The 13504-nt window shown below is 65.6% G+C and carries 12 protein-coding genes; 2 read left to right on the top strand and 10 right to left on the bottom strand.

The features are described from left to right. Positions 1-42: 42 nt before the first annotated feature. From Q7514_RS11250 to Q7514_RS11215, 8 genes are all read right to left on the bottom strand, one after another. The gene (locus Q7514_RS11250; RefSeq protein WP_330133332.1) at positions 43-1710 is read right to left on the bottom strand and encodes a thiamine pyrophosphate-binding protein; all 1668 of its coding nucleotides are present in this window, start codon (positions 1708-1710) and stop codon (positions 43-45) included. Next, positions 1703-2485, bottom strand: a complete 783-nt coding sequence (locus Q7514_RS11245) for an SDR family oxidoreductase (RefSeq protein WP_330133331.1) — start codon at positions 2483-2485, stop codon at positions 1703-1705. Before Q7514_RS11245 ends, Q7514_RS11250 begins: the two co-directional genes overlap by 8 nt. Positions 2486-2505: 20 nt before the next feature. After that, positions 2506-3270, bottom strand: a complete 765-nt coding sequence (locus Q7514_RS11240; protein WP_330133330.1) for a 3-oxoacyl-ACP reductase family protein — start codon at positions 3268-3270, stop codon at positions 2506-2508. A gap of 2 nt (positions 3271-3272) precedes the next feature. Continuing rightward, positions 3273-3779, bottom strand: a complete 507-nt coding sequence (locus tag Q7514_RS11235; protein WP_054719833.1) for a cupin domain-containing protein — start codon at positions 3777-3779, stop codon at positions 3273-3275. A gap of 13 nt (positions 3780-3792) precedes the next feature. Beyond that, positions 3793-4587, bottom strand: a complete 795-nt coding sequence (locus Q7514_RS11230) for an alpha/beta fold hydrolase (protein WP_330133329.1) — start codon at positions 4585-4587, stop codon at positions 3793-3795. Then, a complete protein-coding gene (locus Q7514_RS11225; protein ID WP_330133328.1) occupies positions 4584-5513 on the bottom strand; it encodes a VOC family protein in 930 nt (309 codons plus the stop codon). The genes Q7514_RS11230 and Q7514_RS11225 overlap by 4 nt, the downstream gene beginning before the upstream one ends. A 131-nt stretch (positions 5514-5644) precedes the next feature. Continuing rightward, positions 5645-7153 (bottom strand): aldehyde dehydrogenase, encoded by a 1509-nt coding sequence (locus Q7514_RS11220; protein WP_330133327.1) that lies wholly within the window; start codon positions 7151-7153, stop codon positions 5645-5647. Continuing rightward, positions 7150-8526, bottom strand: coding sequence for an MFS transporter (locus tag Q7514_RS11215; protein ID WP_330133326.1), 1377 nt, complete (start codon positions 8524-8526; stop codon positions 7150-7152). Before Q7514_RS11215 ends, Q7514_RS11220 begins: the two co-directional genes overlap by 4 nt. A gap of 233 nt (positions 8527-8759) precedes the next feature. On the opposite strand from Q7514_RS11215, the gene Q7514_RS11210 reads away from it, so the two are divergent. Next, positions 8760-9398: a TetR/AcrR family transcriptional regulator gene (locus Q7514_RS11210; RefSeq protein ID WP_330133325.1), complete on the top strand. Its 639-nt coding sequence runs from the start codon at positions 8760-8762 to the stop codon at positions 9396-9398. Next, positions 9395-10942, top strand: a complete 1548-nt coding sequence (locus tag Q7514_RS11205; RefSeq protein WP_330133324.1) for an MDR family MFS transporter — start codon at positions 9395-9397, stop codon at positions 10940-10942. Before Q7514_RS11210 ends, Q7514_RS11205 begins: the two co-directional genes overlap by 4 nt. A gap of 51 nt (positions 10943-10993) precedes the next feature. Here Q7514_RS11205 and Q7514_RS11200 read toward each other — a convergent pair whose 3' ends face one another. Next, positions 10994-12547, bottom strand: a complete 1554-nt coding sequence (locus Q7514_RS11200; protein ID WP_330133323.1) for a succinic semialdehyde dehydrogenase — start codon at positions 12545-12547, stop codon at positions 10994-10996. A 111-nt stretch (positions 12548-12658) separates the two neighbouring features. Next, entirely contained in the window at positions 12659-13375 is a 717-nt protein-coding gene (locus Q7514_RS11195; RefSeq protein ID WP_330133322.1) for a FadR/GntR family transcriptional regulator, read from the bottom strand. Between the last annotated feature and the right edge of the window lie 129 nt (positions 13376-13504).

Raw genomic sequence — 13504 nt, 5'->3', positions numbered from 1 at the left:
TAGCTGCGCCACAGTCGCGGGGATTTTTCTTTCCGAGGTCGTCTACGACACCGGAACAGTCACCGGCGGCGTGAACGGCGTAGGCATCTCGCCGTACGACGCGAGATCGACCTCGACGATGACAGGCGCCCGCAACGACACCGCGTCCACGAGCACCGCGTGCGCCTCGGAAGCTCCACCGATCCGCCGGTACTCGACACCGACTGCCCGCGCGAGAAGCGCGAAGTCCGGTGTCGTCAGATCGACGGCGTAGGTATCCTGACCTGCACCGGACTGCATGTTGCGGAGGACGCCGTAGCCGCCGTCGTTACACACGACCAGCACCAGCCAGGGCTTCTCCTGCGCCATCGTGAGAATCTCGCCGAGGTGCACGGCCACTCCACCGTCCCCCACCAGGCCGAGTGTCGGCCGGGTCTCGTCCGCGAGCGCAGCACCGATCGCCATGCCGAGCCCCTGCCCGATCCCACCACCGCGCGGGAAGATGTTCGAGCGTGGATCGAACATCGGCAGCAGCCGGTTTCCCCACGAGCTCGATGCAATCGTCACGTCGCGCGCGATCACCGCTTCCCGCGGCAACGCTGCGCGCACCGCGTCGCACAGGACGGCATGGTCGCCGAGTCCCGCACGTTGGGTCGCGCGAACCCGGTCGCGGGTCTCGCGAGCCCGCTCCGTCCATGCAGCGTCCACCGATTCACCGAGTTCCGCGACAGCCGATGCCGCGTCGAGGAAGGCTCCGATCTCCCCGACCACGGGTAGATCGACCGGGAACACCCGGCCTGGTGCAGCCGGATCCAGATCGACCTGGATATGAGTGCGCGGCATCGGAATCGAATAATCACCGGTCTCGTTGGAGCGGAAGTGCGTCCCGAGCGACAATACGAGATCGGCGTCGGCGAGCAGGGCGCGTCCGACCGGCGACGACGCGTAGTTCCCGATGCACAACGGATGATCCTCCGGCACCGCACCCCGGCCCGAATTGCTGGTCAGCAGTGGCACACCCCATGTCTCGACCAGCGCGGTGAGCTCGCCCCCTGCGCGCGCCACACCACCACCCGCCCAGATCACAGGCCGGCGGGCCCGGGCCATCGCCGCGAGTGCCGCGTCGACCTGGGCCACATCCAGCGGCGGAACATGGTGTTCGACAACCGGGACCGATTCGAGGGCACACTGCGCGTACTGCAGATCGATCGGCCACTCGACGCTCACCGGACCGCCGGGTGTGGCCGAGGCCCGGGCGACGGCCTCCCGCAGCACCTTTCCTGCGGTGTCCGCATCACGCACGGTCTCGGCGTGAGCCGACACCGCGTCGAGCATCCCCCATTGGTCCTTGGTCTCGTGGATGAATCCGCGCCCCGAACCGAGATACTGCGATTCGACCTGCCCGGTGACGTGCAGGACAGAGGTCCCGGCGCTCAGCGATTCGATCAGCGAGCCCGCCGCATTACCCGCACCGGTGCCGGTGCTCGTGAGTGCGCATCCGAGCCGGCCTGTGGCCCTCGCGTATCCGTCGGCTGCGTTCACAGCGGTCGCTTCGTGCCGTACCGGCACGAACCGCAGTTCCCTGCTGACGGCCTCCACGAGGGGTTGGTTGTGCACGCTGACGATGCCGAACACGGTGTCGACACCCGCCTCACGCAGCACCTGCACCAGAAGATCGCCGCCGTTCCCGACCCGGGTTTCGCTGGACATGTTCGGAGTCCTTTCAGACATAGCGTGCGACACCGCCGCACACATCGATGCTGGTGCCCGTTACATACGACGAGCGAGGTGAGAGCAGGGTGACGATCATGTGGGCCACCTCGTCTGCATGGCCGAATCGTCCGAGCGCGATACCGCGATCGGCCGCGATCTCGGATTCCCACTCCTCGAAACTTCCTGCATATCCGGAATTCTCGTAACGCCGACGCCACTGACCGGTGTCGACGAGCCCGAGGGCCACCGAATTCACGCGGATGCCGTCGGCGGCCAGTTCCAGCGACAGCGACTTGCTCAGATTGAGCAGGCCCGCCCGGGCCGCACTCGTCGTGACCAGTCGTGTCTCCGGCTGACGCGCGAGGACGGCCGAGATGTTGACGATCGACGGCGCCGAGGACTTGCGCAGCGCAGGCAATGCTGTCTCGACAGTGTTGAGTACGCCCCCGAACTTCAGATCGAACTCGTCGCGCCAGTCGTCGAGCGTGGTCTCGGCGCGCGGCTTCATTCGCGAGCTTCCCGCGTTGTTGACCAGCCCATCGAGGCCCCCGAACCTGCTCTGAGCGATCTCGACGAGCCCGGCCACGGCATCACGGTCGCGCACGTCGCACGCGGCGGTCAGGACACGATCACGCCCGGGCAGTTCGCTCAGTGCGGTATCGAGTCGATCGACGTCGCGGGCGCATGTCACGACCTGCGCACCTTCCTCGAGGAGCATTGCGACGGTCGCGAGGCCGACACCGGAACTGCCGCCGGTGACCAGATAGGTTCGATTCTTCAGGTTCAGGTCCACGACCCGGTCCTCCTATGGTGCTAGTGCAGGACGAATCCGCCGTTGACGACGAGTTCCTGTCCGGTGATATACGACGCCTCGTCGCCCATCAGGAAGGAGACGGCGCCGACGAGGTCCGCCGGTTGCTGCGGCCGCGTGAGCGCCCGGTTGAGCCGGTACAGTTCATGCCGGTGGCCAGGAACATGCTGTGCTGACTCACTTTCCGTCAGCCCGGGAGACACCGTGTTGACGGTGATCCCGTAGGGACCGAGGTCGCGCGCCATGGTGCGCGTCAGTGCCGACACGCCGCCCTTGGACGCGATGTAGTGGGTGAGCTTCGGCGAACCGTACAGCGCAGCATCGGATCCGACCGAGAGTACGCGCCCTCCCCCGCGCTTCTCGCTGTGCCCGATGATCGAGGGGATCAGCGCACGGCTGACGAGGAACGTTCCGCGAAGGTTCACATCGAGCACGCGATCCCACTCCTCGACCGCGAGTTCGTGCACTGCCCTGCCACCCACACCGTCGGCGAGCGCTGCGTTGTTTACCAGGCCGTAGATCGGCCCGTCCGCGGTGACGGATGCGGCCATCTCGTCGACCGAATCCGCATCGGAGAGATCGACGCGCACGAATCGGGCGGAGATGCCGTCGGCGCGCAGTTTCCCGGCGCTGTCCTCGCCGCGGCGAACATCGATGTCGCAGAGCGCAATACTCGCTCCGTCCTCACCGAGTCGACGGGCGATCGCGAGACCGAGCCCGCGTGCCGCACCGGTGACGACGACGACGCGATCGTCCAGGGCACCCACCGTCAGTCCCGGGAGATGCCGAAGACCGCGGACGTCTCCGGGTAGGTGGGCACCTGCGGCTTCTGCGTCCCGATGATCACGCAGAACAGCGCGTCGGTGGTACCGGTGTTCTTCAGGCTGCGGGGAACCCCGGCCGGGACGACGATCATGTCGCGGTAGCCGAGGGTGCGCTTCTCGACGACGCCGTCGCGGTGGACGCCCACCTCGACCTCGCCCTCGAGCACGAAGAAGGCCTCTTCGGCGTCATGGTGCGTGTGCTCGGGGCCTTCCGCACCGGCCGGCAGGAGCATGTTCGAGAAGGTGAACCCCTGCGACGCGATGGTGCGGTTGTCGTTCTCGTGGTTACCGGTGGCACCGGATCCGACGTAGCGGATCTGTGCGCGCTTGAAGCGATCGCCGGCCTTGGCCTGGAATCCGAGCGTGTCCCAGTCCTCATGACGGGTGCCGCGGCTGAGGATCAGCGAGTCGGTGAATTCCTTCAGGTCTGCGGTCTCGTAGTCGAGTGTCATAGCTGTCTCCAATTCAGTGAGGGACGGTGCTGTGGATGCGCAGTCGTTCGGTGATCTGCACGAATGATTCGGTCCAGGCGTTGAAGGCGTCGGGCTGCTCCTGGTTGGCGAGGTGCCCGGCGCCGCGAAGGGTGACGTAGACGGCGCCCGGGATTCCGCCGGCGAGCACCTGGCTCGCCGGAGTACCCGTCACGGTGTCGGCATCACCGCAGATGACCAGGGTCGGGACGTCGATCTTCTCCAGATCATCGGTGTGGTCGGTCGCAGCCATCGATTCGGCGGCGTAGCCGTATCCGGGCAACCGAACCGCGTCGGACATGATGCCGGTCGCGCGTTGTACGAGGTCGTCGGATGCGTTCGGGGACAACAGTCGCGGCGCGCGGCGGACGGCGAAGTCCCCGGGCCCGCTGCGACCCAGATCGGCGATCCGCGATCGCATGGCTGCGGCGCTGTCGGCGTCGGTGCCCGACCCGACGGTCGACGCTCCGAGAACGAGGCTGCGTACGAGTTCCGGATGTCGCAGCGCCAATCGCGTCGCGATCACTCCGCCCCACGACATACCGAGTACGTGTGCGCCCGCATCCGCGCACTTGTCACGGATGAGTTCGGCCGCAGCGTCGGCGTAGTCGTCGAGATCGAGCTCCCGGGAAGGGTCCTCACTTCGGGCGTATCCCGGTGCATCCCAAGCGATCACCCGGAGCGAATCACCGAGCCCGGCGACCTGCGACGCGAAACTGTCGGAGCTACCGCCGATTCCGTGCAGCATCAGTACGGCGGGTCCGGTCCCGTAGTCGATTGCGTACGTCATGATGCTCGTTCCAGATCGTGGCGTTCGAACGCGCCCGGGTCCGGGATACCTGCCATGTGCTCGCGCACCTGGCGCGACGGCGGACCGGCAGTTCCCCACAGGTCGGAGAGTTCGGGCACCCGACGCCACACACGGCACAGCCAGCGGTCTTCATCGACCTGCGCAATACCCGAGGTGTATTCACAGACGAGGCCGGCCGGATCGGCGAAGTACGAGAAGGTGTTGTCGCCCGGGCCATGCTTGCCCGGACCCCACAGTGGGAGCTGTCCGTGGTGGCGAAGACGGCCGATGCCGCGCATGAAATCGTCGACGCTCGGCATCTCGTAGGCGACGTGATTGACCGACGCCCATTCCGCCTGGTTGAAAGCGATGCTGTGATGGTCGGAATTGCAGCGCAGAAATGCCATCTGGTGTTCCGACCAGTCGGAGACACGCATTCCGAGGACATCGCAGTAGAACTGCACCGCGGCGTCGATGTCGACGGTGTTGAGGACGACGTGGGTGACGCCCACCGGCACGGCATCATCGCCGCCGAGAGCCGGAACCGCGAGGGTGTCGGCGATGAGCTCGATGATGCGCCCCTCGGGGTCGACGATGCGCAGGCCGTATCCACCTCCGGCGTCGTCCACCGGGCCGGGTCCCTGCACGACGAGGATGCCGCGCTCCGCGACACGTCGGGCCGCTTCGTCGACTTCGGCCGGCGTAGACACCGCGAAGCTGATGCGCCCGAGTCCGTTTCGGTCCGCCTGGGTGAGCTGGAGGGCGTGGTGCTGGTCGCCGGTTCCGCGCAGCCAGGCGCCTTCCCGGCCCGATTCGACGACACTCAGACCCCAGACCTCGGAGTAGAACTCGGCGGAGTCGGCGGCGGCATGGGTGCGCAGTTCGACCGAGCGCAGGCGCCGCAGCCGGGCGATAGGTTGATTCATGAGAATTCCTCCGATGGAGCGATGGATATTATCTTAGCGCTAAGATATTTACTTGTACAGCCCCCATTTTGCCGAATGTCACCTTCGGTCGATCCATGTGGCCGAAGGTGACATTCGGCCATACGTCGGCGTCAGTCGGCCCAGCGATCAGGCTCGTCGTCCAGCCCGAGGTAGACGCTCTTCTGCCGCGAATACGCAGCGATGCCGGCGCGCCCCTTCTCGGTACCGAGACCGCTCTCCTTGATACCCCCGAACGGGGTCGAGATGCTGAACCGCTTGTACGTATTGACCCACACGGTGCCCGCCTCGAGCTGTCGCGCCAGCCTCCATGCCCGACGGTAATCACGAGTCCAGATACCCGAAGCCAATCCGAACACCGAATCATTGGCCTGGGCAAGAAGATCCGATTCACCATCGAACGGCAGCGCAATGAGGACGGGGCCGAAGATCTCATCCTGACATACCGCGGAGTCGTTGCTCAGGCCGTCGATGACGGTCGGCAGATAGTACGCGCCCGCTGCCAGCTCCGGGTCGTCGGGGGCAGAGCCGCCGCACAGCACGCGACCACCCTCGCGACGAGCGAGGTCGACATAGCGGGAGACGGAAGCGCGATGCGTGTGATGTACCAGCGGCCCCACCTGGGTGTGCGGGTCGCGCCCGTTACCGATTCTGAGCGTGCGGGTCCGCTCGACCAGCCGCTCCATGAACGGCTCGTACAGCGACCGGTCGACGAACAACCTCGACCCGGCGATACAGCTCTGACCGGTCGACGAGAAGATCCCGTACATCACACCGGCCACCGCGGCTTCGATATCGGCGTCGTCGAGCACGATGGTGGGCGACTTGCCGCCGAGTTCCAGCGACACCGGCATCAACTTCTCGGCCCCGGCATGCGCGACGGCACGCCCGGTGCGGGTACCGCCCGTGAAGGTCACCTTGCCGACATGCGGATGCTGCACGATGGCGTCGCCGACGATCGAGCCCTTGCCCGGGAGCACCGACAGCAGCCCCGGCGGCAACCCCGTGTCGTGGATCGCGCGGGCGAGCGCCATCGAAACCAACGGCGTCCATTCTGCGGGCTTGAGCACAACGGCGTTCCCGGCGGCCAGCGCGGGCGCGATCTTCTGCGCGTCGCTGGCGATCGGCGAGTTCCACGGGGCGATCGCACCGATCACACCGATCGGCTCGTGAATGCTCATCGTGAGGTAGTTGCCGCGCTGCGTCGTCAGGTCGTCGTCGGAGGTTTCGAGGACCGCCGCGAAGTACCGGAAGGTTGCGGCGGCACTGCCGACCAGCGCGGTCGTCTCGGCGAGGATCTTGCCGGTGTTGTAGCTCTGGAGCAGCGCAAGCCGCGATGCTTCCCGCTCGATCTCGTCCGCGATGCGGTGCAGGTACCGGGCGCGTTCGTGTGGGAGCATCCCGCGCCAGGCCGGGTCGGCTGCGGCGACGCGGCCCGCGGCGACGGCCTCGTCGACGTCCTCGGCGGTGGCCTGGTGGACGATCTGCAGGGTTTCCCCGTCGGCGGGATCCGTGACCGCGAAGGCGGGGCCGGTGGCGCGGCGCCAGGTGCCGCCCACCAGGATCTCGTCGGCGACGGGCACGAAGTCGAGTGCGGCGCCGGTACGTAGTGCGGTGGTCACTGGGAGATCTCCTCGAGAGTCTTTTCGCGAGTCTCGATCGCGAAGAATCCGACGACGACGGCGCCGATCAGCGCGACGACACCGAACATTCCGAACACGAGCGCCAGGGTGCCGCCGGCTCCGAGAATTCCACCGACGACCAGGGGGCCGACGATGATGCCGAGCCGGCCGCTGGCTCCACCGATTGCGCAGCCGATCGCCCGCATCCGGGTCGGGTAGAGCTCCGCGGTGTAGACGTACAGGGCCATATTGACGGCGAAGACGAACAGTGCCGCACCGGCCGACCAGGCCAGCACTGCCATGGCAGAACCGGTTCCGGTGGCAGCGAGCAGGAACAACAGCGTCGAGCACAGCACCATCGAGGCCGTGATGCAGATGCGTCGACCGAGGTTGTCGATCAAGAACGCCACCACGAGACAACCGATGAGCCCGGCCACCGTCGTGAAGATGCTGTAGTGAAGGGCCGTGTCGACACTGACCTCGAACACAGAGCGGTAGAGCGTCGGCAGCCACGACGCGATGCCGTAGTTGACGAAGTAGGCGCAGCCCCAGATCGCAGCGAGCATGAGCGTCCGGCGCAGATAGATGCCCTGGAATGCCTCACGGAATCGACCACGAGACGTGTCGACGACGGCGGTCGCGAGAGGCTCGGGTTCGGGCAGAGTCTTCCCGGAGCGCTCGGTGATCTCGGTTTCGATCCGTCGCATGGCGGCATCGGCCTCGTCGTACTTCCCTCTGGACGCGAGCCAGCGTGGCGATTCAGGGAGCTTGAACAAGGCGGGCAGCAGAACGATCGGAATAGCACCGAGCGCGAAGAGGATCTCGTAGCCGAAGCGGGGCACCACCCAGGCCGAGACGATCGCGGACATGACGAGCCCGACGGGGAAGATGACCTCGTACAGCAGGACGAAGCGACCTCGTTTGTGCGCCTTGGTGATCTCACCGATGTAGGTCGCCGCGACGGGCACCTCGGCTCCGAGCCCGATCCCTTGGATGAATCGGAACGCCAGGAACAGCATCAGCGAATCGGTGAACGCCATGCCGAGGCTCATCACGGCGTACAGCGCAAGCGAGACGATGATGACGTTGAGACGACCCATTCGGTCTGCGAGCCAGCCCCCGCCGAGCGCACCGACCAGCATGCCGATGCCGCCGATGGCGATCACCCACGCGACGCCTGCCGGGGTCAGGTTCCACTTCGGGATCAGGACGGGTAACGAATAGGCGATCATCAGTTGGTCGAAGCCGTCGAAGAAGGTGACGGCGCCGACGATGACGCGTGCCTTGATGTGCCATCGGCTCATCGGCAACCGCTCGAGGCGGGCGCTGATCATCTCGGCGCTAGTGGACATGGTGGTCGATACCGGTGTCATCGGGATCCTCGGTGTCGGAGGCCATTACTTAAGCCCTTAAAGACTTACCGCTAAGATGTAACCTCGAACACTGGATCCCGTCAACCATTGACTTTGAGCCGAGGGTCGCATATAGGGACCGTAGACTACTGGGCATCGAGACGCCCGACCGAGAGCGCCTCTCCGCAGATCCACTTTCCGAGATTCGAGAATCCGATTTGCATCCGCCGGTAGTTGCCATAATGTAAATATTCATGACTGCAACCGACCAGGTATCGCATCGCGAGCGCAAGCGCGCCCGCACGTGGACGGCAATCCACCTCGCCGCCGCGAACGCAGCCGCGACGCACGACCACCTGTCGGACATCACCATCGAATCGATCGCCGACGCCGCCTACGTCTCGCCGCGTACGTTCTTCAACTACTTCAAGTCGAAGGAAGACGCAGTGCTCGGCTTGCGCGCGGCCGTCATCAGCGACACCGTCGTCGACGAGTTCCTCATCGAACCCGGCGACGACCTCGTCGAGAAGGTCGCGTTCCTTCTCCTCACCGTCTTCCGCACCACCAACCACAAGCAGATCACGCAGACCGAATACGCCGATCTGATGGAGCGTCACCCCGAACTCGCCCGCCGGCGCTTCCGGTACATCGACGACGTGCAGGCACTCGTCGCCGAGTTCGTCACCGAACGACTCGTCGCTTCGGATGGTTGGACGTCGGCCCACCCTGACGAATCCCCCGAAGAGGCAGCGCAGATGGTCGTCACCGTCGCCGGCGCCGTGATGAGGGCCGCGATGCACCCGATCCTCACGCGCCCGGACCTCGAGGGAACCGATGCCGATGCGATCCTGCATCGCAAATGCGCACAGTTCAGAAGCGTCACGCGACCATGACTGCGGAATCCACGAAGACCGAACAGGAATCGTCGGCGCCCCCCATCCGGATCGGCTTCATCTTCGCAGGGCTGCTGCTGGCGATGCTCTCGGCATCACTGAGTCAGACCGTCCTCAACCCCGCGCTTCCCACCATCGTGGGCGAACTGCACGGCGCCGACCTGATGCTGTGGGTGATCACCGCCTACATCCTCGCGTCGACGATCATGATGCCGATCTACGGCAAACTCGGAGATCTGCTCGGACGCAAACCGATTCTGATGTTTGCCATCTCGGTCTTCGTGATCGGTTCGGTGGTCAGCGCCATCGCCCCGGACATCATCTGGCTCATCGCCGGCCGAGCCATCCAAGGGCTCGGCGGCGGCGGGTTGATGATCCTCTCCCAGGCGACGATCGCCGACGTCATTCCCGCCCGTGAACGCGGCAAGTACATGGGCATCATGAGCAGTGTCTTCGCGCTGTCGTCGGTGAGCGGTCCACTGCTGGGCGGGTTCTTCACCGAAGGCCCCGGATGGCGCTGGGTGTTCTGGATCAACATCCCCGTCGGTCTACTCGCGCTCCTGGCCGCAGCCTTCTTCCTGCGCCTGCCCGAGCGACGGCGGACACGCCCCCGGATCGACGTCGCCGGAATGGCCGTCCTGTCGGTCGCGACAACGCTTCTCGTGTTGGTCGCCACCTTGGGTGGCGCGCAGTTCGCGTGGTCGTCACCGACCATTCTCACGATGATCGCTGCGACCGTCGTGGCGGCGGTACTGTTCCTGGTCATCGAATCCCGGACTGCGGAGCCCGTCATCCCGCTGCATCTGTTCCGTGACCGCAACTTCAACATGTGCACCCTGGCCGGGCTCCTCATCAGCGTCTCGCTGTTCGGTGTGGCGTCCTACATGCCGACCTATCTGCAGATGGTTGCCGGAATGGGAGCCACCGCCGCAGGACTGATGATGCTTCCGATGATGGGCACGCTGTTCGTCACCTCCACGCTCATCGGCCGATACGTGACCCGCACCGGCCGCTACAAGAACTGGCCGATCTTCGGCGCTGTTCTCGTTGCGGCGGCCATGGCCGCGCTGTCGACGCTCACCGTCGACAGCCCGCTGTGGCTGCTCGGCTGTTTCGTGGGTCTCCTCGGTCTGGGGCTGGGAACCTCGATGCAGCTGCTGGTCCTCGTCGTGCAGAACTCCTTCCCCATCGAGGAGGTCGGCACCGCCACGGCGAGCAACAACTACTTCCGGCAGGTCGGCGCGACACTCGGCGTCGGCGTCGTCGGCAGCGTGTTCACGACCCGGGTGGCCACGCTGATCACCGAGCGAATTCCCGACGCAGCAGATGCCGGGATCCACGCCGACTCACTCACCCCCGCCATCGTGCAAGGTCTGCCCGAATCGCTGCACCTGGCGGTCATCGAGTCGTACAACGAGGCTCTCACCCCGATCTACCTCGCGATCGCTCCGCTCGCGCTCATCGCAGCGGTGTGCCTGTTCTTCGTGATCGAGAAACCGCTCGCGACGACGATCGAGCGGAAAGCAACAGTCTCGAAACCCTGACGCTCAGCGTCTGACACCCCTGCACGCTCAGCGTCTGACACCCCTGCACGCTCAGCGTCCGGGCAACCACTTCATCGCGGCGACGAACGGCGCCAGCACTTTCGCCCACGCCTTCTTCGGCAATCCCCGTGGACCGTCCAGGTTGAGCAAGCGCGTCGTTGCGATGGTCTGCGCCTCTGTGTACTTGAGCAGACCGTCGGGACCGTGTCGCCGGCCCACACCGGAGATGCCCATGCCGCCCATCGGGGCGTCGGTACTACCCCAGGCCGGCGCGTACCCTTCGTCGACGTTGACGGTGCCCGCGTGGATACGCGCTGCGATCGCCTCGCCCTCGGCCTTGGTGCGCGCCCACACCGACGCATTGAGGCCGTACTCGGTGTCGTTGGCACGACGGATCGCATCCTCGACATCGTCCACCGGATACACCGACACGAGCGGCCCGAACGTCTCATCGGCGTAGCACTCGGCGTCTTCGGGAACGTCGGTCAGGACGGTCGGTTCGTAGAACAGCGGCCCCAGGTCCGGGCGCGGCCTACCGCCGGCGACGACGGTCGCGCCCTTCGCGACGGCGTCGTCCACGTGCCCCGACACGGTCTTGACCTGATCCTCGTTGATGAGTGATCCCATCTCGGTGCCGAAGTCGTAGCTCGCACCGAGCGCGACCTTACGCACCCGATCACCGAACATCCGCAGGAACTCGGGCGCGATCGACTTCTCGACGTAGATCCGCTCGATCGAGATGCACAGCTGACCGGAGTTCGAGAAGCACGCGCGCATCGCGGCTTCGGTCACCTCGCGCAGGTCGGCGCCCTCGGTGACGATCATGGGGTTCTTGCCGCCGAGCTCGGCGGAGAAGCCGATGAGACGTCGCCCGGCCTGCTCGGCGAGGAGACGACCGGTCTGCGAGGAACCCGTGAACATCAGATAGTCGGTGTTCTCGACGAGTGCGGTACCCACCACCGAACCGGGGCCCGGCACGACGGCGAACAGGTCGCGCGGCAGCCCCGCCTCGTAGAGCAGGTCGGCGACCGCAAGTGCGCAGTACGGGGTCTGGCTGTCGGGCTTGAGCACCACGGCGTTGCCCGCGAGCAGCGCGGGGATCGCGTCGGAGACGGCGAGGGTCATCGGGTAATTCCACGGCGCGATCACCCCCACAACCCCCTTGGGATGGTGCCGCACCGTGGTCTTCGTCAGGACGGGGAGCATTCCCGTGGCACTGCGTGGGCGCAGCAGTTTCGCGGCTGTGCGCGCGTAGTAGCGCGCGGTCATCGCGATGTCGAGCACTTCTTCCTGCGCCGATGCCCGGGATTTGCCTGTTTCGGCCTGCGCCATGTCCATGAGCGACTCGCGCTTCGAGATCAGCAGGTCGCGATAGCGGTGGAAGATCTCGGCGCGCTCCTGGACCGGCGTTTGCACCCACGCGACCTGCGCCTTCCGTGCGCGGTCGATCGCGGCTTTCGCGTCGTCGGCCGTGCCGACGGGCACTGTCGCGATCTCGCTGCCGGTGAAGGCCTCGACGACGGGTCGCGTGGGACGCGAGGAGGTGTCCTCGATCGCGATGAGGTCGGCGAGCCTCGTGAAGGTCGCAGCGTTCGGAGCAGGCATGTCGCACCCCTACCGGTGAGTAGAAATTGGAGTTACACCAAACTACCGCGTCGGCATGGCCCTGTCAGCCCGGTGAAACGGCCTATCGTCGTCCGTCGGCGTGCGAAGTAGTCAGTGCACCGAAGCCTGAGTGGTGTTGTGCTCGTGAATGAGTTGAAGTGCGCGGTCGCGATCACGGGCGTCGAGCGCGTCGACGAGATCGACGTGGAGTTGCTGACGTTCGGCGATGTACTCCGACAAGGGCCGATCACCGACGGGTTCCACGGAGACCGTGTGGGATTCGATCAGATCGAGCAGGCTCACATAGATCGACTTCAAGATTCCATTGGGACTGACCCGTGCGATCGCAGCATGTAAGTCCCAGTTGGCACGCACGAAACCCGTCGGATCTCCGGCGTCTACTGCTTCCTGCATCACGGCAAGAGCCACCCGCATCCGAGCGATATCCGCCGCGGAACCGTACTGAAGCGCGTCCTCGACGAGCAACGGATCCAGGGCGTCGCGGATGCGGACGGCGTCCGCGACATCACCTTCCGCTGCATCGAGGGAGAGGATGGAATTCCCCAGGCGGGCAATGGGAGTGGGTGAAGCAGCGAACAATCCCCCACCCGGCCCCGAGCGGACGGTGATCACCCCGCGCGACTGCAGTATGCGCAGAGCTTCGTTGAAGGTGCCCTTCGCGACGCCGCATTGCTCCTGGAGTTCCTTCTTGGTACCGAGACGCGCGCCGGGCGGCGCCTGCTCTGCGAGTTGGCCGACAGCCAGCGCGGCCTGCTCGGTGCGGCTCAGCGATGCGTCCATCATCATCCGCTGCGCGAGATCGGTCATCGTGTCCTCGTTCCGTCGTGCCCAGCCCCATATTGCCGGTGTCATTCTCGGCGCCGTCGAGCGAGGCATGCCCATTTTAGCCCATTGAGCATGCTTGATAGGGATCAATTCGGTCGAAATGCTTGACAT

This window comes from Rhodococcus artemisiae, assembly GCF_036327795.1.
Lineage (GTDB): Bacteria > Actinomycetota > Actinomycetes > Mycobacteriales > Mycobacteriaceae > Rhodococcus > Rhodococcus artemisiae.
Note: the sequence above shows the minus strand (reverse complement) of the source record. Positions and strands in the feature narration are given on the sequence as shown.

What these genes read in the sequence shown, in the direction of transcription:
- Q7514_RS11210 (WP_330133325.1), top strand. Translation starts at nt 8,760, where the DNA reads ATGACTGCAACCGACCAGGTATCGCATCGCGAGCGCAAGCGCGCCCGC.
- Q7514_RS11225 (WP_330133328.1), bottom strand. Translation starts at nt 5,513, where the DNA reads ATGAATCAACCTATCGCCCGGCTGCGGCGCCTGCGCTCGGTCGAACTG.
- Q7514_RS11215 (WP_330133326.1), bottom strand. Translation starts at nt 8,526, where the DNA reads ATGACACCGGTATCGACCACCATGTCCACTAGCGCCGAGATGATCAGC.
- Q7514_RS11205 (WP_330133324.1), top strand. Translation starts at nt 9,395, where the DNA reads ATGACTGCGGAATCCACGAAGACCGAACAGGAATCGTCGGCGCCCCCC.
- Q7514_RS11250 (WP_330133332.1), bottom strand. Translation starts at nt 1,710, where the DNA reads ATGTCTGAAAGGACTCCGAACATGTCCAGCGAAACCCGGGTCGGGAAC.
- Q7514_RS11195 (WP_330133322.1), bottom strand. Translation starts at nt 13,375, where the DNA reads ATGACCGATCTCGCGCAGCGGATGATGATGGACGCATCGCTGAGCCGC.
- Q7514_RS11200 (WP_330133323.1), bottom strand. Translation starts at nt 12,547, where the DNA reads ATGCCTGCTCCGAACGCTGCGACCTTCACGAGGCTCGCCGACCTCATC.
- Q7514_RS11230 (WP_330133329.1), bottom strand. Translation starts at nt 4,587, where the DNA reads ATGACGTACGCAATCGACTACGGGACCGGACCCGCCGTACTGATGCTG.
- Q7514_RS11235 (WP_054719833.1), bottom strand. Translation starts at nt 3,779, where the DNA reads ATGACACTCGACTACGAGACCGCAGACCTGAAGGAATTCACCGACTCG.